The 22,169-nt window shown below is 73.2% G+C and carries 18 protein-coding genes; 13 read left to right on the top strand and 5 right to left on the bottom strand.

Annotated features, from left to right (window positions below; translation table 11 throughout):
* Positions 1-78: 78 nt before the first annotated feature.
* The gene (gene serC, locus GR130_RS35655) at positions 79-1,197 is read right to left on the bottom strand and encodes a phosphoserine transaminase (RefSeq protein WP_159508528.1); all 1,119 of its coding nucleotides are present in this window, start codon (positions 1,195-1,197) and stop codon (positions 79-81) included.
* A 103-nt stretch (positions 1,198-1,300) separates the two neighbouring features.
* On the bottom strand, positions 1,301-2,281 hold the full coding sequence (locus GR130_RS35650; protein WP_159508527.1) for a helix-turn-helix transcriptional regulator: 981 nt from the start codon (positions 2,279-2,281) through the stop codon (positions 1,301-1,303).
* A 146-nt stretch (positions 2,282-2,427) separates the two neighbouring features.
* Here GR130_RS35650 and GR130_RS35645 point away from each other — a divergent pair, with 146 nt between their 5' ends.
* Positions 2,428-3,873: an FAD-binding oxidoreductase gene (locus GR130_RS35645; protein ID WP_159508526.1), complete on the top strand. Its 1,446-nt coding sequence runs from the start codon at positions 2,428-2,430 to the stop codon at positions 3,871-3,873.
* Between the two features lie 115 nt (positions 3,874-3,988).
* Here the strand turns inward: GR130_RS35645 and GR130_RS35640 are convergent, their stop codons facing one another.
* Complete coding sequence (locus tag GR130_RS35640) at positions 3,989-4,189, bottom strand: hypothetical protein (RefSeq protein WP_159508525.1); 201 nt, start codon at positions 4,187-4,189, stop codon at positions 3,989-3,991.
* A gap of 94 nt (positions 4,190-4,283) precedes the next feature.
* On the opposite strand from GR130_RS35640, the gene GR130_RS35635 reads away from it, so the two are divergent.
* Positions 4,284-7,325 (top strand): FAD-binding and (Fe-S)-binding domain-containing protein, encoded by a 3,042-nt coding sequence (locus GR130_RS35635; RefSeq protein WP_159508524.1) that lies wholly within the window; start codon positions 4,284-4,286, stop codon positions 7,323-7,325.
* Here GR130_RS35635 and GR130_RS35630 read toward each other — a convergent pair.
* Positions 7,322-8,200 carry a LysR family transcriptional regulator gene (locus GR130_RS35630; RefSeq protein WP_159508523.1) on the bottom strand — a complete coding sequence of 293 codons (879 nt, stop codon included), beginning with the start codon at positions 8,198-8,200 and terminating at the stop codon, positions 7,322-7,324. The two genes, GR130_RS35635 and GR130_RS35630, sit on opposite strands and share 4 nt — an antisense overlap.
* Positions 8,201-8,403: 203 nt before the next feature.
* Between GR130_RS35630 and GR130_RS35625 the strand changes: the two genes are divergently transcribed.
* A complete protein-coding gene (locus tag GR130_RS35625; protein WP_443043787.1) occupies positions 8,404-9,321 on the top strand; it encodes an EamA family transporter in 918 nt (305 codons plus the stop codon).
* A 250-nt stretch (positions 9,322-9,571) separates the two neighbouring features.
* Here GR130_RS35625 and GR130_RS35620 read toward each other — a convergent pair whose 3' ends face one another.
* The gene (locus tag GR130_RS35620; RefSeq protein WP_159508522.1) at positions 9,572-10,159 is read right to left on the bottom strand and encodes a hypothetical protein; all 588 of its coding nucleotides are present in this window, start codon (positions 10,157-10,159) and stop codon (positions 9,572-9,574) included.
* A 938-nt stretch (positions 10,160-11,097) separates the two neighbouring features.
* Here GR130_RS35620 and GR130_RS35615 point away from each other — a divergent pair.
* From GR130_RS35615 to GR130_RS35570, 10 genes are all read left to right on the top strand, one after another.
* Positions 11,098-11,370 (top strand): Scr1 family TA system antitoxin-like transcriptional regulator, encoded by a 273-nt coding sequence (locus GR130_RS35615; protein WP_159508521.1) that lies wholly within the window; start codon positions 11,098-11,100, stop codon positions 11,368-11,370.
* 2 nt (positions 11,371-11,372) lie between these two features.
* Positions 11,373-11,564: a DUF397 domain-containing protein gene (locus GR130_RS35610; protein WP_159508520.1), complete on the top strand. Its 192-nt coding sequence runs from the start codon at positions 11,373-11,375 to the stop codon at positions 11,562-11,564.
* Positions 11,565-11,808: 244 nt separating this feature from the next.
* Positions 11,809-12,612, top strand: coding sequence for a TIGR03084 family metal-binding protein (locus GR130_RS35605; RefSeq protein WP_159508519.1), 804 nt, complete (start codon positions 11,809-11,811; stop codon positions 12,610-12,612).
* Positions 12,609-14,318 (top strand): acyclic terpene utilization AtuA family protein, encoded by a 1,710-nt coding sequence (locus GR130_RS35600; RefSeq protein WP_236573811.1) that lies wholly within the window; start codon positions 12,609-12,611, stop codon positions 14,316-14,318. Before GR130_RS35605 ends, GR130_RS35600 begins: the two co-directional genes overlap by 4 nt.
* Entirely contained in the window at positions 14,315-15,913 is a 1,599-nt protein-coding gene (locus tag GR130_RS35595) for an acyl-CoA carboxylase subunit beta (protein WP_159508518.1), read from the top strand. The genes GR130_RS35600 and GR130_RS35595 overlap by 4 nt, the downstream gene beginning before the upstream one ends.
* Before the next feature lie 43 nt (positions 15,914-15,956).
* Entirely contained in the window at positions 15,957-17,861 is a 1,905-nt protein-coding gene (locus tag GR130_RS35590; protein WP_201305248.1) for an acetyl/propionyl/methylcrotonyl-CoA carboxylase subunit alpha, read from the top strand.
* Positions 17,862-17,911: 50 nt separating this feature from the next.
* Positions 17,912-19,099, top strand: coding sequence for an acyl-CoA dehydrogenase family protein (locus GR130_RS35585; RefSeq protein ID WP_159508516.1), 1,188 nt, complete (start codon positions 17,912-17,914; stop codon positions 19,097-19,099).
* A 45-nt stretch (positions 19,100-19,144) separates the two neighbouring features.
* Positions 19,145-20,740, top strand: coding sequence for a 4-coumarate--CoA ligase family protein (locus GR130_RS35580; RefSeq protein WP_201305092.1), 1,596 nt, complete (start codon positions 19,145-19,147; stop codon positions 20,738-20,740).
* Positions 20,737-21,540, top strand: coding sequence for an enoyl-CoA hydratase family protein (locus GR130_RS35575; RefSeq protein ID WP_159508515.1), 804 nt, complete (start codon positions 20,737-20,739; stop codon positions 21,538-21,540). Before GR130_RS35580 ends, GR130_RS35575 begins: the two co-directional genes overlap by 4 nt.
* A complete protein-coding gene (locus GR130_RS35570) occupies positions 21,528-22,157 on the top strand; it encodes a TetR/AcrR family transcriptional regulator (protein WP_159508514.1) in 630 nt (209 codons plus the stop codon). Before GR130_RS35575 ends, GR130_RS35570 begins: the two co-directional genes overlap by 13 nt.
* The last annotated feature ends 12 nt before the right edge of the window (positions 22,158-22,169 follow it).

Raw genomic sequence — 22,169 nt, 5'->3', positions numbered from 1 at the left:
CGGCGGGGGTTGCCGGACGACGGCGACGGGCCCCGGCGGTCGTCCGCCGGGGCCCGTCGTCAATGCGGTGCGGTGCTGCTACAGCTGGCCGATCACGTAGTCGACGCAGGCCGTCAGGGCCTCGACGTCCGACGGGTCGATCGCCGGGAACATCGCGATGCGCAGCTGGTTGCGGCCGAGCTTGCGGTAGGGCTCGGTGTCGACGATGCCGTTGGCGCGCAGCGCCTTGGCGACCGCCGCGGCGTCGATGTCGTCGTTGAAGTCGATCGTGCCGATGACCTGCGAGCGCTTCGCCGGGTCGGTGACGAACGGGGTGGCGTACTTGGAGTCCTCGGCCCAGCCGTAGAGGGTGCGCGACGAGGCGGCGGTGCGGCCGACCGCCCAGTCCAGGCCGCCCTGGCCGTTGATCCACTCCAGCTGCTCGTTGAGCAGGAAGAGGGTGGCCAGCGACGGGGTGTTGTACGTCTGGTTCTTGAGGGAGTTGTCGATCGCCGTGGGCAGCGAGAAGAACTCCGGGACGTGGCGGCCGGACGCGTGGACGGCGCGGGCGCGCTCCAGGGCGGCGGGGGAGAACACCCCGAGCCACAGGCCGCCGTCCGAGGCGAAGGACTTCTGCGGGGCGAAGTAGTAGACGTCGGTCTGGGCGATGTCGACGGGGAGGCCGCCGGCGCCGGAGGTGGCGTCGACCAGGACCAGGGCGCCCTCGTCCGCGCCGGGCACCCGGCGGATGGGGGCGGCGACACCGGTGGAGGTCTCGTTGTGGGTGAAGGCGTAGACGTCCACGCCCGCCTCGGCCCGCGGCTCCGGGTGGCTGCCCGGGTCGGCGGAGATGACGGTGGGCTCGGCGAGCCACGGCGCCAGCTTGGCGGCCTTGGCGAACTTCGAGGAGAACTCGCCGAAGGACAGGTGCTGCGACTTGTTCTCGATCAGGCCGTGCGTCGCGATGTCCCAGAACGCGGTGGAACCGCCGTTGCCGAGGACGACCTCGTAGCCCTCGGGCAGCTGGAAGAGGTCGCGCACGCCGTCGCGCACCTTGCCGACCAGGTTCTTGACCGGGGCCTGGCGGTGGGACGTGCCGAGAAGAGAGGAACCGGTGGCGGCGAGGGCGTCGAGCGCCTCCGTACGCACCTTGGAGGGGCCCGCGCCGAACCGTCCGTCGGCGGGCTTGATGTCAGCGGGGATCTGGATATCAGCCACGGAGGAAGCCTAAAGGGTCCGGCCGGGCCCGGAGGCCGCGTCCAGCGGATGAGATGACGTGCGGCCGGAGTGTGGACGGGTGGGAAAGCGGCCGGGGCGGCGCTCACGGGGCCGGGGCGTCCGCCGCGTAGAGGGCGGTGAGGTCGGCCGCGGCGCGGGCCAGGACCCGGCGGGCCTCGGGCGGGTGCAGGACTTCGAGGGTGTCGCCGAACTGGAGCAGTTGGCGGACGGCGGGGAGCACCGGGTACGCCAGCTCGATGACGGCCCAGCCGTCCCCCTCCGGGTCGTCGGTGCGCGGCGGCCCGGTCAGCGCCCCGCCCAGGATCCGTACGGCCAGATCCAGCCGGTCCGGGCGGATCCGGGCGGTGATGCGGACGTCCGCCGGCCGCTCCTCCACCTCGCGGCGCAGCACCTGCCAGACGTCCGTGAGTTCCACGCCCGGCCGGCGCCGCACCGGGGCGTCGGTGAGGGCCGCCGACGCCACCCGGTCGGCCCGGAACAGCCGCGGCCGGCCGCGCCGGTCGGCGACCAGGTACCAGGTGCCGGCCTTGGCGACCAGGCCGTACGGGTCGACGGTGTAGGTGCGCAACGCCGTCTGGCCGCCGTGCCGGTAGCGGATCCGCAGCCGCTGGTCGGTGAAGACGGCGGTGTGCAGCTCGTCCAGGTCGACGGCGGGGCGCGGCCCGCTCATCCAGCGGTCCGGGTCCACCAGGATGCGGCGGCCGGCGAGTTCGGCGGCCGGGCGGTGCGGGGCCGGCAGCGCCGCCATCACCTTGCGCAGCGCCGAGCCCAGCGCGCCGTCCAGGCCGAGGGCGGTGTGCGCGCCCTGCGCGGCCAGGATGAACAGCGCGCGGGCCTCGTCGGTGGTCATCCCCGTCACGTCCGTGCGGAAGCCGGGCAGCAGCGCGATCCCGCCGTGCCGCCCGCGTTCGGCGTAGACCGGCACACCGGCCGCCGACAGCGACTCGACGTCGCGGTAGACGGTCCGGGTGGAGACCTCCAGGCGCGTGGCGAGTTCACTGGCCGGGACCCGGCCGCGGGTCTGGAGGAGCAGCAGGATCGAGAGCAGGCGGTCGGACTTCACTCCCGGTTTATAGCCGGGCTCCGTCCCTGGTTGACAGCCGGGTTCGCGGCCCGCGCCGCCCGCTTCCGGGGGCCGTTCCCTGCCTGACGGCAGGTGTCTTCCATATATGACGGCAGGTGTCAGGTTATTGCTCCAGAGTGCGGTGCATGACGACCGAAGAGCTTCTCGCCCAGCCCCGCCCCGCCGCTGCCGCCACCGCCGACGCCCCCGCCCCGCTCGACCCCGCCGCCCTGGCCGCCCTCGTGGCGCGGGTCGGCGGCCCCGTCCTGGTCCCCGGGGACGCGGGCTACGACGCCGAGCGCTCCGGGTTCCAGGCCGCGTACCGGCACCGGCCGGCGGTCGTCGTCGGGGCGGTGGACGCCGCGGACGTCGCGGCCGCGGTCGGCTTCGCCCGCGCGCAGGGACTGCCGGTCGCCGTCCAGGCCACCGGGCACGGGCTGTCCGCCGCGACCGACGGCGGACTGCTGATCAGCACCCGGCGGATGGCCGGGGTGCGGGTGGACCCGGCGACGCGCACCGCGCGGGTCGAGGCGGGCGCCGTCTGGGGGCAGGTCGTCGAGGCGGCGGCTCCCCACGGGCTCGCGCCCCTCAACGGCTCGTCCCCCGGGGTCGGGGTCGTCTCGTACACCCTCGGCGGCGGCGTCGGGGTGCTGGCCCGCACCTACGGGTACGCCGCCGACCAGGTGCGGGCCGTCGAGCTGGTCACCGCCGACGCGCGCCGGGTGCGGGTCACCGCCGACCACGAACCCGACCTCTTCCGCGGCCTGCTCGGCGGCGGACACGGCCTGGGGGTGGTGACCGCGATGGAGTTCGGGCTGGTGCCGGTGGCCCGGCTCTACGGTGGGCAACTCGTCTTCGGCGGCGCGCAGATCGAGGACGCGCTGGAGGCGTATCTGCGCTGGACCGACACCGTCCCCGACGAGCTGACCTCGTCCCTCGCGCTGATCGTCTACCCCGACCTCCCGCAGCTGCCCGCGCCGCTGCGCGGGCGCCATCTCCTCCAGATCCGCATCGCGTACACGGGGAGCGCCGAGGAGGGCGAGCGGCTGGTGGCGCCGCTGCGCGCACTGGGCCCGGCGATCAGCGACGACCTGCGCGAGATGCCGTACGCCGAGTCGCACACCATCCACCGCGACCCGAGCGATCCGCACCCCTACAACGGCGACAACGCACTGCTCAGCGGCCTGGACGCGGCAGCGCTGCGCCGGGTGGCCGAACTGACCGGGCCGGCCGCGCCGGTGATGGTCGTGGTCCAGCTGAACCACCTGGGCGGTGCGCTGGCGACCGGGACCGCTGCGGTCGGCCACCGGGACGCGCGGTTCGCGCTGCGGCTGCTGTCGCCGCTGGGCACCGTCGACCCGGAGGCGGACCTGGCGACCGTACGGGCGGTGCACGCCGAGGCGCTGGCGGCGGTCGCGCCCTGGCGGCTCGGCCGGAGCGTGAACTTCCTCTTCGGCGCGCAGCGGGACCGGGCGGACGCGGCGGAGGTGGCGCGCAGCGCCCACGGTGCGGCGGACCGGGCGCGACTGGCCGCCCTCAAGGCCACCCACGACCCGGCGAACGTCTTCCGCTTCCACCCGTACGGGGCGTGAACTCCCCTACGCCGTCTGCCCGTACGCCGTCTGCCCGTACGCCGGCGGCCCGCATGCCCGCCGCGGGTACGTCTTCCGCCCGAACGGCCGGCCGGTGCCGACCGCCCCCGTACGGCTAGCTGAAGACGGCCGCCAGGACGAGCAGCGCCACGAGGATGGCGAGCGTCTCCCACCGGGCCGCGCGGCGCAGCGTGTCCAGCGACGACGCACTGCCGGACGACCGGTGCGGCTGCCAGGGGGAGGCATCGTCCGACGGGTGGTGAGAGGTGTGGTGGGCCGTGTGGTGGGACGTGCCACCGGATGTGTCGTCGCTCATGCGTTCCATGCTAAGCAGTGACACTGTGCTAGGCGGCGACACTGTTATCCACAGCCCTTGATCGACCCCCGCCCCTTCCGGGCACCCTGGAGTCATGGCTGATCGCACGGAGACGGACAAGCGGAACGGCGACGGATCGAGCACGGGCGGCTGGAGCGGGCGGCAGACCGACCGGGCGGACCTGGCGCGCGAACTGGCCGCGGCGGTACGGGGCGAGGTCTCGGCCACCGCCGCCGACCGGGCCCTGATGACGATGGACGCGTCCAACTACCGGCGGGTCCCGGACGCGGTGGTCGCGCCCCGGGACGCCGAGGACGTCGCGGCGGCGCTGCGGGTGTGCCGGGAGCGCGGCGTCCCCGTGGTGCCGCGCGGCGGCGGCACCAGCATCGCCGGTCAGGCGACCGGCACCGGCGTGGTCCTCGACTTCACCCGCCATCTGCGCCGGATCGTGTCGCTGGACCCCGAAGCCCGTACGGCCGTCGTCCAGCCGGGCGTCATCCTGGACGACCTGCGGGCCGCCGCCGCCCCCCACGGCCTCACCTTCGGGCCCGACCCCTCCACCCACAGCCGCTGCACCCTGGGCGGCATGATCGGCAACAACTCCTGCGGATCGCACTCGGTGGCCTGGGGCACCACCGCCGACAACGTCCACGAGCTGGAGCTGCTGACCTACGGCGGCGAAGCAGTACGGGCCGGCCGCGGCACGGACGCCGCCGGCCGCCCCACCGGACTGCCGCCCCGCCTGCGGGACGGCGTAAGGGCCCTGGTGGACGGGGAGTTGGCGCTGCTGCGGACCGGCTACCCCACCGGCCTCCCGCGCCGGATCTCCGGATACGCGCTGGACGCGCTGCTCCCGGAGGCCGGCACCGACCTCGCCCGCGCCCTCACCGGCAGCGAGGGCACCCTCGGGGTCGTCACGGAGGCCACCGTACGGCTCGTCGACACCCCGGCGGCGCGGGTGCTCGCCGTGCTCGCCTACCCCGACGAGAGCGCCGCCGCCGAGGCCGCGCACACCCTGCTGCCGCACGGGCCGCTGACCGTCGAGGGCATGGCCGCCGACCTGGTCGGCGATGCCACCGGGCTGCCGAAGGGCGGCGCCTGGCTGTTCGGGGAGATGGGCGGGGAGAGCCGGGCCGAGGCGACCGCACGGGCCGAGGAGCTGTGCCGGGCGGCCGCCGCGGACGGCGCCACCGGCCACACGGTGGTCGCCGACCCGGCCGGACAGCGCGCGCTGTGGCGCATCCGCGAGGACGCGTCCGGCACCGCGACCCGCCTCCCGGATGGCAGCGAGGCATGGCCCGGCTGGGAGGACTGCGCCGTACCGCCCGCCCGACTCGGCCCGTATCTACGGGACTTCCGCGCCCTGCTCGCCCAGCACGGGCTGCGCGGCACCCCCTACGGCCACTTCGGCGACGGCTGCATCCACGTCCGCATCGACTTCGACCTGCTGACCGCCCCCGGCATCCGCCGTTTCCGCGAATTCTCCTACGATCTCGGCGCGTTGGTGGTCGCCCACGGCGGCTCGCTCTCCGGCGAACACGGCGACGGCCAGGCCCGCGCCGAACTCCTCCCCAAGATGTACGGCGACGAACTGGTCGGCCTCTTCGGCCGGTTCAAGGACCTTTGGGACCCGGCCGCCGGCCTCAACCCCGGCATGCTGGTACGCCCCGCCCGGCTCGACGAGAACCTCCGCTTCGCCGTGCTCCCCCAGCGCCCCGTCCCGGTCGAGTTCGGCTATCCCCACGACAACGGCGACTTCTCCGCGGCCGTACGCCGCTGCGTCGGCGTCGCCAAGTGCCGGACGAGCGCGGTCGGTCCGGGCTCCGCCGACGTGATGTGCCCCTCGTTCCGCGCCACCGGTGAGGAGCAGCACTCGACCCGCGGGCGGGCCCGGCTGCTGCACGAGATGCTGGCCGGCGAGGTCGTCACGGACGGCTGGCGCTCCCCGGAAGTACGCGACGCGCTCGACCTCTGCCTGTCCTGCAAGGGCTGCCGCAGCGACTGTCCCGTGGGCGTCGACATGGCCACCTACAAGGCCGAGTTCCTGCACCACCACTACGCGGGCCGGATCCGCCCCGCCGCCCACTACGCGCTCGGCCGCCTCCCGCAGTGGCTGCGCGCCGCCGCCCCCGCCGCACCGCTCCTCAACGCCCTCGCCCGCACGCCGCTGGCCGCCGTCGCCCGGCGCGTCGCCGGGATCGCCCCCGAGCGGACGATCCCGGCCCTGGCCACCGAAACGTTCAGCCGGTGGTGGTGGAACCGGCTGAAGGCGGGGCAGGCGGGGCAAGGAGGCGGCGGCCATGCCGCCGACCGCACCGTCCTCCTCTGGCCCGACACCTTCACCAACTACCTCTCCCCGCAGGTCGGCCGCGCCGCCGTAAGCGTCCTGGAGGACGCCGGGCTGCGCCCACTGCTCCCGCCCGCCACCCCCGTCCGCCCCGCGGGCCACGCCCTCCCCCTCTCCCGGCTGCGCCGCCCCGCCCTGTGCTGCGGCCTGACCTACGTCTCCACCGGCCAGCTCGACCGCGCGCGGGCCGTCATGCGCCGCACCGTCGACGTCCTCGAACCGCTGCTGCAGGGCGGCCTCCCGCTCGTCGTCCTCGAACCGAGCTGCGCCGCCGCCCTCCGTACGGACCTGCCGGAGCTGCTCGCCGGCGACGATGACCCGCGGGCCGCCCGGCTCGCCGCCTCCGTACGGACCTTCGCCGAGGTCCTGGAGGAACGGGCCCCCGACTGGACCCCGCCCCGCCTCGACCGCCCGGTCGCCGGCCAGACCCACTGCCACCAGCACGCCGTCCTCGGCGACGCCGCCGACCGACGGCTGCGGGAACGGGCCGGGCTGAGCGGCGAGTTGAGCGGCGGCTGCTGCGGCCTGGCCGGCAACTTCGGCTTCGAGCGCGGGCATTACGACGTGTCCGTGACGTGCGCCGAGGAACAGCTCCTGCCGGCGGTGCGAGGCGCCGCCCCGGACGCGGAGATCCTCGCGGACGGCTTCTCCTGCCGCACCCAGCTCGACCAGCTCGGGGCGCGGCGGGGACGGCATCTGGCGGAGGTGCTGGCGGAGGGGTTGGTGGAGGGGTTGGCGCCTGGTGGGGAGGAGGGTCCGGAGGAGGGTGCCGCTCGCGAACTGCCCTAGGTGGCGTTCGGTGCGGTGTGGCGGCGGCCCATCACCTCGTGGGCCAGGGCCACCAGGTCCGGGATGCGCGGGTGTCCCGGGCCGTCGCGCCAGGCGATCACGACCGGGACGGGTGGGGCGTCGGTCAGCGGGACGTACGCCATCGACGGGTGCGGGTGCATCTCGGCGGTGGCCGACGTGGTGACGCCGATGGCGCGGCCGCCCGTGATCGCGGCGAGCCAGTCGTCCGTGTTGCCGATGGTGATCGTCGCGGCGGGGCGGGCCGTGGTGGGCCACAGGTCGAGGGTGGTGGTCCCGGAGACCGTGTTGAGGGCGAGGGTGCGGTCGGCGAGGTCGGTCAGGGAGAGCGCGGGGCGGCCGGCCAGCGGGTCGTCGGCGGGGAGGCCGGCCACCCGGGGCTCCGTCGTCAGCTGCTCGGTGATCAGTCCGGGGACGCGGACCTCGCCGCGCAGCAGGGCCGCGTCCACGTCGCCGCGGGCGAGGCCGGCCGTGCGGTCGTCGATGCGGAGGAGTTCGAGGGGGGTGCCCGGGTGCTTCTCGTGCCAGCGGCGGAGCAGCGCGGTGGTGTCCGTACCGGCCGCGGACCAGGCGTGGCCCAGGCGCAGCGGCCAGCCGCTACGGCGGGCGTGGCCGAGGGCCCGGTCGAAGGCGGTGACCGCGATGGCGGCCTGGTCGCGGAAGGCGAGGCCGTCCGGGGTGAGGGCGAGGTGGTGGGTGGAGCGGTCGACGAGGCGCACGCCGAGGTCCTGCTCCAGTTGCCGGAGCGTACGGGAGACGGCGGGCTGGGTCAGGTGCAGGCGTTCGGCGGCGCGGGTCACGCTGAGGGTGTCGGCGATGGCGAGAAAGCAGCGGAGATGGCGCAGCTCGATGCTCATGTGTGCGGAGCATAACAACGGGGAAAATGGCATTTCACGTGCCGGAAGGCGGGCCGTAGCGTGGGGGTGTGAACGCATCGCCCGCCGGTTCCGACGGCTCCTTCCCGGCCACGTCCGTCTCCTCTGCCTCTGTGTCTTCTTCGTCTGTGTCTTCTTCGTCCGGGGCTTCCTCCGGTTCCGCCGGTGCGATAGCCGATGGTGCGATACCGCAGCCGGTGCCGGCCTCGCCCGAGGTGCTGATCGCCGAGGTGGAGGCCGGGGCCGCGGGGCCCGCGGGGGCGCGTGCCCGGCTCGGGTCGGTGGCGCTGGTGATCGGCGGGATCGTCACGCTGCAGTTCGGGTCGTCGGTGGCGGTGCTGCTGTTCCCGCGGGTCGGTGCGCTGGGCGTCGTCACGCTGCGGCTGGTCGTGGCTTCGTTGGTGCTGCTGATCGCCTGCCGGCCGAAGGTACGCGGCTACACGCGGGGCGACTGGGCCACGGTCCTCGCCTTCGGCGTCGCACTCGTCGGCATGAACTCGCTCTTCTATCAGGCCATTGACCGCATCCCCCTGGGCGCGGCGGTCACGCTGGAATTTCTCGGTCCGCTGATCCTGTCGGTCGCCACGTCGCGGCGGCTGCTGAGCGTGCTGTGGGCGGCGCTGGCGCTGGGCGGCGTCGTGCTGCTGGGGCGTGCCGGGTTCGACGGGCTGAATCCGCTCGGGGCCGGGTGTGCGCTGGCGGCGGGCGGGCTCTGGGCCGCGTACATCCTGCTGTCGGCCCGTACCGGACAGCGGTTCCCGCAGGCCGACGGGCTGGCGCTGGCCATGACGGTCGCGGCGCTGCTCAGTCTGCCGCTCGGAGCCTTCAGCGCGGGGTCGGCGCTGCTCGACCCGGTCACGCTGGGACTGGGGGCGGCGGTGGCGCTGATGTCCTCGGTGATGCCGTACACGCTGGAGCTGCTGGCCCTGCGCAAGCTTCCCGCCTCCGGCTTCGCGGTCATGATGAGCCTGGAGCCGGCCGCGGCGGCCACCGCTGGATTCCTGGTGCTGCACCAGTCGTTGGGGTGGGTGGAGTTGGTCGCCATCGGGTTGGTGGTGGTGGCGAGTGCGGGTGCGGTGCTGAGCGGGTCTCGTCGGCGCTGAGGGGTGTTCCCGCTGGCGTTGCCTCTGTGGGGGCTGGCGTGGCCTCGGTTGCTGCCCGGTGGTGGGGGGCCGGAGGGCTGCACCGGAGTCCGTCCTCGGCGCGGGCGCATCTGGTACGTAGATGAGGACTACCCCGGCGTTCGCTCCAGGTCCTGCGGGCGCACTCCGGTACATCCCTCCGGCCCTGCGCCGTCGCCGACCGCACCCCGGTGGGGCCGTCCCACCGGGGTGCGAGCGTGTTCCGCTGTGTTCAGACCTTCTGCAGGTCCTGCTTCAGCGTCGCCAGGTCGATGCCGTTGACCGTGCCCTTCTCCTCGTACTCCTCCGACAGCACGGCCCATGCCTCGTCGGAGTACGTGGACCACCAGTCCCAGGCGATCGGCTGGACCGCGCCCCAGGTGATCGCGTAGAGGTAGTCCGCGTCGTAGCCGAGCAACGGGATCGCGTGCCCGCCCTCGATCGGCTGCTCCTGCCAGCCGGGATCCAGCGTCCACGGCTTGCCGTCGCGGAACTGCTGCTGGGCGTTGGCCGGTACCTGGATGCCGGCGTAGACGGCGCCGAAGAGCGCGATGGTCTGCCGGATCGCGTTCAGGTCGTGGACGTTCACCGGGGCGTACGCCACCACGCGGTTGCCCCACAGGCCCCCGTTCTGCCAGGTCTTGAGCACATTGGACTCGACCAGTCCGGTGTCCTGCCCGCCGGACAGCTGCAGATACTCCTGGACGACCTGCTGCTCGGTCGGGACCGTCAGGTCCTCGGTGGTCTGGGCGTTCCAGGACTGGATCGCGTGTGCGGCGGCGGCCATGGTGCAGTCGCCGTACTGGTCGTTGCCGTCCATCGGCCAGATACTGACGTTTTTCTCCCAGTAGACGGTCGGCGGCGGGGTAGGTAGCGGAACCGTCTGGTATTCCGTGAAATCCCTTATCTCGACGGGGAATTGGGGACCGAGTTTTCCGAACTTTCCGGTGGCCCGAGCCATCTTTTTCTCCAACCGCTCGTGTGTTTGCGGCGGTGCGTCCCTCGTGAGCCCTCGGGTGGCAGGTTTCGGCAGCAGTCCAGCTGGCGCAGGAAGCCGCCCGTGCCAGGCGGCGAGAAACGGTAACCGCGGGCTAGGCTCCTGTAGTTAGTCACCATTTTCCCGTCTGCCACCCGGCCCGCAACTGGGGCACCGGCACGGTGGATAGCGGCCCGGAGCGTCGTCGATGACCTGCCAGGGGTCGTCGCTTCGTACGACGACCTGGCGGATCGGGATACGGTCACCGACCGCCGAAACCCGGTATACCGAGAGTGTCATCCGGCGGGGGCTGATCTTCACGGCTTCCGTCCCCGTGTTTCCGTCCGTTCCCGAATCCATGCGGCGAGTCGGAATGCTTCGGTTGCGGATACCCCGCCGAGCTGAACGTGCGCCCGGTTCGTTACGGGAAAGTCGCCCCGGAGGGAGGGGAAAGTGAACCCTGCGGAGGTGAGCGCGGCCGCCAACTCCTGTGCGGCGACTCGACCTTGGGCCAATGGGCTGTCCCCGGATGAGGGCTTTTTCTGGTTCATGGCCCCTATGGTCGGCGTCCGCGCCTAGCCTGCACAGTAATGGCGCGCATACGGACAGTGTTCGTAGCTGTACCTGAGGAGGCATGGTGAATACAGACGGTGGTGGGGAGCGGGCGTCGGTGGCGCTGCGTGTGTTCGGCGGGCAGCTGAAGCTCTTCAGGGAGCTGGCCGAACTGAGTCGGGAAGAGCTGGGGAGGCGGCTTGGGTACGCGTCTCACACGATGGGAGCAGATGGCGACGGTCTTGGAGCGGCTACAGCTGCGCAACGTCTCGCTCCAGGTCATGCCGACAGACGCTGCGGAACACCCGTGCATCGACGGTCCATTGGTCTTGGTGGAGATGCCCGAGCTGCGCATGCTGGGCTATGTGGAGGGGCACGCGAGGAGCCAGCTCGTCTCTGACCGAAAGGAGGTCGGAGACCTGATGAGGCGCTATGGAATGATCCGTACGCAGGCCCTGTCCACCGGGGAATCCATCAAATTCATCGAGAAGTTGGCAGGGTAGGCATGAGCAGCGAACTGACCTGGCGAAAGTCGAGCTACAGCGGCTCGGCCGGCGGTGAATGTGTCGAGGTTGCGGTCGGTCCCGGCACCGCTCACGTGCATATACGCGACTCGAAGCGCACGGCGGGCCCGCGCCTCTCCGTGCTGCCCGCCGCCTGGTCCGCCTTCCTCCGCCACGTCGCCTCGGCGGAGTGAGGTACCCCCGCCCGGGCGGGGAAGCTGAACCGGGCGAGGGAGTTCAACGGGGGCTCCGGCGACGGAGGTTCACGCTGTGCAACGGCTGGGCCAACCGGATGACACGGTGATCTCTGGCAAAAAATCATGCATGCGTGCTTGATTGTTTCTGGGCGCGCTGCCACCCTCGGAACCCGCACCGCAGCACTCAACGCGCCCTTCCCTCAGGGGACATGGGCTATGGCGTCGACGAGGAGAGCGCAGGATGGCCGATCCGCGGGAGGTTCGGGAGGTCCTTGAGGACCTGCGGGCCGAGGGTGAGGAGCTGGACGGGCTGGTGGCGGGGCTCCCGGAAGAGGAGTGGGGGCGGGCGACGCCGGCCGCCGGGTGGACCATCGCGCACCAGATCGCGCACCTCGCGTGGACGGATGAGCGGGCGGTGCAGTCCGCCGTGGATCCGGGCGGGTTCGCGGAGGAGGTGCGGACGGCGCTTGCCTCGCCGGAGACCTTTGTGGACGAAGGGGCGGAGCGTGGGGCCCGATTGGCTCCTGCCGAGTTGCTGGACCGGTGGCGGGCGGGGCGTGCGGAGTTGCAGCGGGTGCTGGCCGCGCAGCCGGCGGGCGCCAAACTCCCGTGGTACGGACCGCCGATGAGCGTGGCGTCGGTCGCCACGGGCCGATTGATGGAGACCTGGGCGCACGGGCAGGACGTGGCGGATGCGCTGGGTGCGCGGCGGGTGCCGACGGCGCGGTTGCGGCATGTGGCGCGGATCGGGGTGCGGGCCAGGGACTACGCGTATGCGGTGCGCGGGCTGACGCCGCCGGCAGAGGAGTTCCGGGTGGAGTTGGCCGCCCCTGACGGGGAGGTGTGGACGTTCGGGCCGGAGGGCGCGGCGCAGCGGGTGACCGGGACGGCGCTGGACTTCTGCCTGCTGGTGACGCAGCGGGTACATCGGGACGATGTCTCCGTCGTGGCGACGGGGGCGGATGCGGACCGGTGGCTGGACATCGCGCAGTCCTTCGCCGGGCCGGCGGGGCCGGGGCGGGCGCCGGGCGGGGTGCGGCGATGACGGAGCCGGGGGTGGCGGAGCCGCTGCGGATCGGGAACGCGTCCGGGTTCTACGGCGACCGGTTCGACGCCGTACGGGAGATGCTGACCGGTGGGCCGCTGGACGTGCTGACCGGGGACTATCTCGCCGAGCTGACGATGCTGATCCTCGGCCGGGACCGGCTGAAGGATCCGCGCCTGGGGTACGCCAAGACGTTTCTGCGGCAGCTGGAGGAGGGTCTCGGGCTCGCCGTCGAGCGGGGTGTGAAGATCGTTGCGAATGCGGGTGGGCTGAACCCGGCCGGACTGGCGGAGTCCGTACGGGAGTTGGGGGAGCGGGTCGGGGTTTCGGTGCGGGTCGCGCATGTCGAGGGCGATGACGTGGCGGGCCGGGGGTGGGGCGAGGGGGTGCTCACCGCCAACGCGTACCTCGGTGGGGCGGGGATCGCGGAGTGTCTGCGGGCCGGTGCGGACGTGGTGGTGTCCGGGCGGGTGACGGACGCGGCGCTGGTCACCGGGCCGGCCGCGGCGCACTTCGGCTGGGGGCCGGACGACTACGACCGGCTGGCGGGCGCGGTCGTCGCGGGGCATGTGCTGGAGTGCGGGACGCAGGCGACGGGTGGGAACTACGCGTTCTTCGGGGAGCACGATGTGCGGCGGCCCGGGTTTCCGCTGGCCGAGATCCATGCGGACGGCAGCGCCGTGATCACCAAGCACCCCGGGACCGGGGGCGCCGTCACCGTCGGTACCGTCACCGCCCAGCTGTTGTACGAGACCGGCGGGCCGCGCTACTTGGGGCCCGATGTGACGGCGCGGCTGGACAGCGTACGGCTGACGCAGGACGGTCCGGACCGGGTGCGGATCGGTGACGTACGGGGCGAGGCGCCGCCCCCGACGCTGAAGGTGGGGCTGACCCGTATGGGCGGCTGGCGCAACGAGGTCGTGTTCGTGCTCACCGGGCTCGACATCGAGGCCAAGGCGGCGCTGGTGCGGGGGCAGTTCGAGGATGCGCTGGAGCGGGCCGGGCGCCGTCCGGCGCAGGTGCGGTGGACGCTCGCGCGGACGGATCACGCCGACGCGGGCGTCCAGGAGGAGGCGAGCGCGCTGCTGCGGCTCGTCGTACGGGATCCGGATCCCGAGGCCGTCGGGCGGGCGGTCAGCGGCGCGGCGGTGGAACTGGCGCTGGCCAGTTATCCCGGGTTCCATGTGACGGCGCCGCCCGGCAAGGGCTCGCCGTACGGGGTCTTCGCGGCGGAGTACGTCGCGGCGGCGGAGGTGCCGCAGGTGGCGGTGCTGCCGGACGGGCGGCGGGTGGAGATTCCGGCGGCGGGGTCGGTGCGCGTGGTGGACGGCCCGTCCCTCGTGGGGGAGTTGCCCGTTCCGCTGCCGACCGGGCCCACCCGGCGGGCTCCTCTGGGGGCGGTGGCGGGGGCCCGGAGTGGTGACAAGGGCGGCTCGGCGAATGTGGGGGTGTGGGTCCGTACGGACGCCGCCTGGCGGTGGCTGGCGCATGAGCTGACGGTGGAGCGGTTCCGGCAACTGCTCCCGGAGACAGCCGAGTTGGTCGTTGAACGGCATGTGCTGGGGAATCTTCGGGCGCTGAATTTCACGGTGGAGGGGCTGCTGGGGGAGGGCGTCGCCTCGCAGGCGCGGTTCGATCCGCAGGCCAAGGCGCTGGGGGAGTGGCTGCGCTCCCGCCATCTGGAGATACCGGAGGAATTGTTGTGACCGTCCTCGGGAGTGCGCTGGATACGGCCGGCGCCGAGTACGCCGAGCGGCGTGCGGCGATGCTGGAGAAGCTGGGGGAGGTGGCGGCCGAGCACGCCAGGGCGGTCGCGGGGGGCGGGGAGAAGTACGTCGACCGGCACCGCAGGAGGGGGAAGCTGCTCGCCCGGGAGCGGATCGAGCTGCTGCTGGACCCCGATACGCCCTTTCTGGAGCTGTCGCCGCTGGCGGGCTGGGGGAGCGAATACGCGGTGGGCGCCTCGCTGGTCACCGGGATCGGGGTGGTCGAGGGCGTGGAGTGCCTGATCACCGCCAACGACCCGACCGTACGCGGCGGGGCGAGCAATCCGTGGACGCTGAAGAAGGCCCTGCGGGCGAACGAGATCGCGTGTGCCAATCGGCTGCCGGTGGTCAGTCTGGTGGAATCGGGCGGTGCCGATCTGCCGAGCCAGAAGGAGATCTTCATTCCGGGCGGGGCGCTGTTCAAGGACCTGACGCGGCTGTCGGCGGCGGGGATTCCGACGGTGGCCGTGGTGTTCGGGAATTCCACGGCCGGTGGTGCCTATGTACCGGGGATGTCGGACCACGTGATCATGGTGAAGGAGCGGGCCAAGGTCTTTCTCGGCGGGCCGCCGCTGGTGAAGATGGCGACCGGGGAGGAGAGCGACGACGAGTCGCTGGGCGGTGCCGAGATGCACGCCCGGACCTCCGGGCTCGCGGACTACTTCGCGGTGGACGAGCCGGATGCGCTGCGGCAGGCGCGGCGGGTCATGGCGCGGCTCAACTGGCGCAAGGCGCAGGGTGATCCGGGGCCGGTGGCGCCGCCGAAGTACGACGAGGAGGAGCTGCTGGGGATCGTCCCCGGCGACCTCAGGGCGCCGTTCGATCCGCGTGAGGTCATCGCCCGGATCGTGGACGGCTCGGATTTCGACGAGTTCAAACCGCTGTACGGGGCCAGTCTGGCCACCGGTTGGGCGGAGTTGCACGGCTATCCGGTCGGGATCCTCGCCAACGCGCAGGGGGTGCTTTTCAGCGCGGAGTCCCAAAAGGCGGCGCAGTTCGTCCAGTTGGCGAACCAGCGGGATATTCCGTTGCTGTTCCTGCACAACACCACGGGTTATATGGTCGGCAAGGAGTACGAGCAGGGCGGGATCATCAAGCACGGCGCGATGATGATCAATGCGGTGTCGAATTCGCGGGTGCCGCATCTGTCCGTGCTGATGGGTGCCTCGTACGGGGCCGGGCACTACGGGATGTGCGGGCGGGCGTACGACCCCCGGTTCCTGTTCGCCTGGCCGAGCGCCAAATCCGCCGTGATGGGGCCGCAGCAGCTGGCCGGCGTGCTGTCCATCGTGGCGCGCGCCTCGGCGGCGGCGAAGGGGCAGCCGTACGACCAGGAGGCGGATGCGGGGCTGCGCGCCATGGTGGAGCAGCAGATCGAGTCCGAGTCGCTGCCGATGTTCCTGTCCGGGCGGCTGTACGACGACGGCGTCATCGACCCGCGCGACACCCGTACCGTCCTCGGCCTGTGTCTGTCCGCCCTCCACACCGCGCCGGTCGAGGGCGCGCGGGGCGGCTTCGGCGTCTTCCGGATGTGAGGTTCCGATGAGAGTGGTCGATTCTGCGGTGGAGGGGCGCACGGTGATCCGTTCGGTGCTGGTGGCCAACCGGGGGGAGATCGCCCGCCGGGTCTTCCGTACCTGCCGCGAACTGGGCATCGCGACCGTCGCGGTGCACTCCGACGCGGACGCGGACGCCCCGCACGTACGGGAGGCGGACACGGCGGTGCGGCTTCCCGGCGATGCGCCGGCCGACACGTATCTGCGCGGCGATCTGATCGTGAAGGCGGCGCTGGCGGCCGGGGCGGACGCCGTCCACCCGGGGTACGGGTTCCTGTCCGAGAGCGAGGAGTTCGCCGCCACGGTGGCGGACGCGGGCCTGTGCTGGATCGGGCCGCCGCCCGCCGCCATCGCGGCGATGGCCTCCAAGACCCGCGCCAAGGAGCTGATGGCGGCGGCCGGGGTGCCGCTGCTCGCCCCCGTCGACCCGTCCTCCGCCACCGCCGACGAGCTGCCGCTGCTGGTGAAGGCGGCGGCCGGGGGCGGTGGGCGCGGGATGCGGGTTGTGCGCGAACTGGGCGCCCTGGAGGGGGAGTTGGCGTCGGCGCGGGCGGAGGCCGCGGCGGCCTTCGGGGACGGGGAGGTCTTCGTCGAGCCGTATGTGGAGGGCGGGCGGCACGTCGAGGTGCAGGTCCTCGCCGATGCGCACGGCGCGGTGTGGACGCTCGGCACCCGCGACTGCTCGCTCCAGCGGCGCCACCAGAAGGTCATCGAGGAGGCCCCGGCCCCCGGACTGCCCGACGCGCTGCGCGACACCCTGCACCGGGCCGCCGCCCAGGCAGCGCGCGCCATCGGCTACCGGGGCGCGGGAACCGTCGAGTTCCTGGTCTCGGCCGACGGGCGCGCCTACTTCCTGGAGATGAACACCCGGCTCCAGGTGGAGCACCCGGTCACCGAGGAGATCTACCGGATCGACCTGGTGGCCCTCCAGCTGAGCATCGCGGAGGGCCGGCCGCTGCCCGCCGAACTTCCCGAGCCGCACGGGCACGCCGTGGAGGCGCGGCTCTACGCGGAGGACCCGGCGGCCGGCTGGCAGCCGCAGACCGGGACCGTGCACCGGCTGGCGCTGCCGGACGGCGTACGGCTGGACTCCGGCGTCACCGACGGGGACACCGTCACCGTCCACTACGACCCGATGCTGGCCAAGGTGATCGCCTGGGCGCCGACCCGCCAGGAGGCCGTACGGAAGCTGGCGGGCGCCCTGGAGCGGGCCCGCATCCACGGGCCGGTCACCAACCGGGACCTGCTGGTGCGGACGTTGCGGCACCCGGAGTTCGCCGGCGCCACCGGACTGGACACCGGCTTCTACGACCGCCACCTCGCCGCCCTCACCGCGCCCGAGCCGGCCGGCGACGCGGTGTACGCGCTGGCCGCGGCCCTCGCCGACGCGCACGGCCGCTCCCGCTTCGGGGGCTTCCGCAACGTCCCGTCCGGCCCGCAGGTCAAGACCTATGCGCGGGCCGGTGACGGGCACCCGGCGTATCCGGTCCGCTACCGGCTCGGGCGCGACGGCCTGGACGCCGAGGACTTCCCCGGCGTCCGGCTCCGCTCCCTGGCGCCGGACGCGGTGGTGCTCGAAGTCGACGGCCTGCGGCGGCGGTTCACCGTCGCCCGCTACGGCGACCGGGTCCATGTCGACGCGCCGTCCGGTGCCCGCGCCTTCACCGCGCTGCCCCGCTTCCCCGACCCCGCCGCCCGTACGGAGCCCGGCTCGCTGCTCGCCCCGATGCCCGGCACCGTCGTACGGATCGCGGACGGCCTCGCCGAGGGGGACCGGGTCGCGGCCGGCCAGCCGCTGCTGTGGCTGGAGGCCATGAAGATGGAGCACAAGATCACCGCGCCCGCGGCCGGCACCCTCACGTCCCTGCCCGCCCGTACGGGGCAGCAGGTCGAGGTCGGTGCGCTGCTCGCCGTCGTCACCGACTGACGCGGCCGCCGTACCCGCACGTCCCTCACCCACCGCCACAAGGAGCCGGCATGAGCACCGTCCCGAGCAAGGCCGCGAGCAACCCTGTGATCGAGTCCGAGGAACACCGCGCGCTGCGCGCCGCCGTGGCGGCGCTCGGCAAACGCTACGGCCGGGAGTACTTCGCCCGGGTCGTCGCCGACGGCGAACACCCCGACGAACTCTGGGCCGAGGCCGCCAAGTCGGGCTACCTCGGCGTCAACCTGCCCGAGGAGTACGGCGGCGGGGGCGGCGGAATCGTCGAACTCTCCCTCGTGCTGGAGGAGCTGGGGGCGGCCGGCTGCCCGCTGCTGATGCTGGTGGTCTCCCCGGCGATCTGCGGCACGGTCATCGCCCGGTTCGGCACCGAGGAGCAGAAGCGCACCTGGCTGCCGGGGCTGGCCGACGGCAGCCGCACGATGGCCTTCGGCATCACCGAACCGGACGCCGGGTCCAACTCGCACCGGATCACCACCACCGCCCGCAGGGACGGCGGAGGCTGGATCCTCAACGGGCGGAAGGTCTTCATCTCCGGCGTCGACATCGCCGACGCGACGCTGATCGTCGGCCGCACCGAGGACGCCCGGACCGGGAAGCTCAAGCCCTGCCTGTTCATCGTTCCGCGCGACACCCCCGGCTTCGGGCGCAGCCCGATACCGATGGAACTGGCCGCCCCGGAGAAGCAGTTCGAGCTGACCCTCGACGAGGTGCGGCTGCCCGCCGGCGCCCTGGTCGGCGACGAGGACGCCGGGCTGCTCCAGCTGTTCGCCGGCCTCAACCCCGAGCGCATCATGACCGCCGCGTTCGCCCTCGGAATGGGCCGCTACGCCCTCGGCCGGGCCGTCGACTACGCCCGCACCCGCCAGGTCTGGAAGGAGCCCATCGGCGCCCACCAGGCCCTCGCGCACCCGCTCGCCCAGTCCCACATCGAACTGGAGCTGGCCGGGCTGATGATGCGGAAGGCGGCGCTCCTGTACGACGCGGGCGACGACCTGGCCGCCGGCGAGGCCGCCAACATGGCCAAGTACGCGGCGGCCGAGGCCGCGGTCCACGCCGTCGACCAGGCCGTGCACACCCTGGGCGGCAACGGCCTGACCCGCGAATACGGGCTCGCGTCGCTGATCACCGCCGCCAGGGTGGCGCGGATCGCCCCGGTCAGCCGGGAGATGATCCTCAACTTCGTCTCGCACCGGTCGCTGGGGCTGCCCAGGTCGTACTGAGACCGGACCTGTCCGCCCCGGACCCACCGAAGGAAAGGCCCCGGCATGGATTCCCACGTGTACCGCAGCGCGTACGCCGACGTCGCTCCCGTGGAGCTGCCCATCCACGAGGCCGTCCTCGGGCGGGCGGCGGAGTACGGAGAGCGGCCCGCACTGATCGACGGCGTCGACGGCAGCACCGTCAGCTACGCCCGACTCGACCGGCACAGCCGCCGTATCGCGGCCGGCCTCGCCGCGTCCGGGCTCCGCAAGGGCGACGTGCTGGCCCTGCACAGCCCCAACTCCGTGGCCTTTCCCGCCGTCTTCTACGCCGCCTCGCGGTGCGGGGCGGCGGTCACCACCGTCCATCCGCTGGCCACGGAGGAGGAGTTCGCCCGGCAGTTACGGGATTCCGGCGCCCGCTGGATCGTGACCGTGGCGTCGCTGCTGGAGGCCGCGCGCGGCGCCGCCCGGAAGGCCGGGGGCATCGCCGACATCCTCGTCTGCGACCGGGCCGAGGGCCATCGCTCGATCGGCGACCTGCTCGCCGCCGACGCCCCCGAGCCCCCGGCGGCCCTCGACCTCGACCCCACCACGGACCTCGCCGCGCTCCCGTACTCCTCCGGGACCACCGGCACCCCCAAGGGCGTGATGCTCACCCACCGCAGCATCGCCACCAACCTGGCCCAGCTCGCCCCACTGATGTCCAACGGACCCGGCGACCGGATCCTGGCGGTCCTGCCCTTCTTCCACATCTACGGGCTGACCGCCCTGATGAACGCCCCGCTGCGCAACGGCGCCACCGTCGTGGTGCTGCCCCGCTTCGACCTGCGGCAGTTCCTGGCCGCGATAGCCGACCACCGCATCACCGAGGTGTACGCGGCGCCCCCGATCGTCCTCGCACTGGCCAGGCACCCGATGGTCGACGACTACGACCTGTCCTCCCTCCGGCGCCTCGTCTGCGCCGCCGCCCCGCTGGACGCCGGGCTGGCCGCCGCCTGCGCCCGCCGGCTCGGCCTGCCCGCGGTCCTCCAGGCGTACGGGATGACCGAACTCTCCCCGGCCACCCACGTGGTGCCCGCCTCCGCCACCGCCCCGCCCCCGGGGGCCGTCGGCACACTGCTCCCCAACACCCGGATGCGCATCGTGTCCCTGGAGACCGGCGCGGACCTGGGGCCCGGCGAGAGCGGCGAAATCCTCATCCAGGGACCGCAGATGATGAAGGGCTACCTCGGGCGGCCCGCGGAGACCGACGCGATGATCGACCCCGAGGGCTGGCTGCACACCGGCGACATCGGACGGGCGGACGCGGACGGCTGGCTGTATGTCGTCGACCGCGTCAAGGAGTTGATCAAATACAAGGGGTACCAGGTCGCGCCCGCCGACCTCGAAGCGCTGCTGCTCGCCCACGAAGGCATCGCGGACGCGGCCGTCATCGGCGTCACCGACGAGGACGGCAACGAGGTCCCCAAGGCGTTCGTGGTGCGCCGGCAGGGGGCCGCGCTCACCGCGGACGAGGTCATCGCCTACGTTGCCGGTCGGGTTGCCCCGTACAAGAAGGTGCGCCGCGTGGAATTCCTGGACAGCGTGCCGCGCGCCACCACCGGAAAGATCCTGCGCCGCGAACTGCGCGCCAGGGAGAGGAGTTCGACGGCCCGATGACCGACGCACCGCCCGCGCCCGCCGGCGCGGCCCCCGCGACACCCCTGGTGGCGCGCTCCCACGAGCACGGGATCGCCACCCTCACCCTCGACTCCCCGCACAACCGCAACGCGCTCTCCGCCCGCCTGGTGGCCGAACTGCACCAGGGCCTCGCGGACGCGGCGGCGGACGACACCGTGCGCGCCGTGCTCCTCGCCCACACCGGCGGCACGTTCTGCGCCGGAGCGGACCTGACCGAGGCCACCTCCGGCGCCGCCACGGACGGCCCGCTGGGGCTCGCCCGGCTGCTGCGGGCCATCGTGGAGCTGCCCAAACCGGTCGTCGCCCGCGTGACCGGCCACGTACGGGCGGGCGGGCTCGGCCTGCTCGGCGCCTGCGACATCGCGGTGGCCGGTCCGCACGCCACCTTCGCCTTCACCGAGGCGCGGCTCGGACTCGCCCCCGCGGTCATCTCGCTGCCGCTGCTGCCACGCCTGGACGCCCGCGCCGCCGGCCGCTACTACCTGACGGGCGAGAAGTTCGGCCCCGCGGAGGCCGCCAGGATCGGCCTGCTCACCCTCGCCACCACCGACTCCGCCGACATCGATGCGGCACTGGCGCCCCTCCTGGACGCCCTGCGCAAGGGCTCCCCCCAGGGGCTGGCCGAGTCGAAGAAGCTGGTGACGGCAGGGGTGCTGGCCGCCTTCGACCGGGACACCGAGGCGCTCGCCGAGCAGTCCGCGCGGCTCTTCGCCTCCGCCGAGGCGCGCGAGGGCATGACCGCCTTCCTGGAACGACGGGCCCCCGAATGGGCGCGCTGACCCCGGCGCGCGGCCCCAAGGAGCCCCAGCAGGAACGCAGCCGCGCCACCCGCCTCAAACTGCTGGAGGCGGCCGTCTCCTGCCTGGCCGAGCGGGGCTGGAGCGGCAGCACGGTCTCCGTCGTGGCCGAACGGGCGGGCGTCTCGCGCGGCGCCGCCCAGCACCACTTCCGTACCCGCGAGGACCTGTTCACCGCGGCCGTCGAGCACGTCGCCGAGAAGCGGCAGGGCGCGGTGAAGGCCATGGCGCACAACCTGCCGCCCGCCGGCTCCATCGCCCGCACCCGGATCATCGTCGAGGAACTGGTGGGCCTCTACACGGGACCGCTGTTCCGGGCCGCGCTCCACCTCTGGGTGGCCGCCTCGGACGAGGAGCAACTCCGCTCCCGGGTCACCGCGCTGGAGGCCCGCGTGGGCCGCGAGGCGCACCGTACGGCGGTGGCCCTGCTGGAGGCCGACGAGTCCGTCCCCGGCGTCCGGGAAACCGTCCAGGGCCTCCTCGACATGGCCCGCGGGCTCGGCCTGGCCAACCTGCTGACGGACGACTCGGCGCGGCGGGCCGGCGTGGTCGCCCAGTGGGCGAAGCTGATCGACGACGTCTTGTCCCGAGGGACGTAGCCGGTCCGCTGC

The sequence above is a fragment of the Streptomyces sp. GS7 genome, assembly GCF_009834125.1.
In the GTDB taxonomy this organism is placed as follows: Bacteria; Actinomycetota; Actinomycetes; order Streptomycetales; family Streptomycetaceae; genus Streptomyces.
This window is presented reverse-complemented; position numbering and strand designations above follow the sequence as displayed.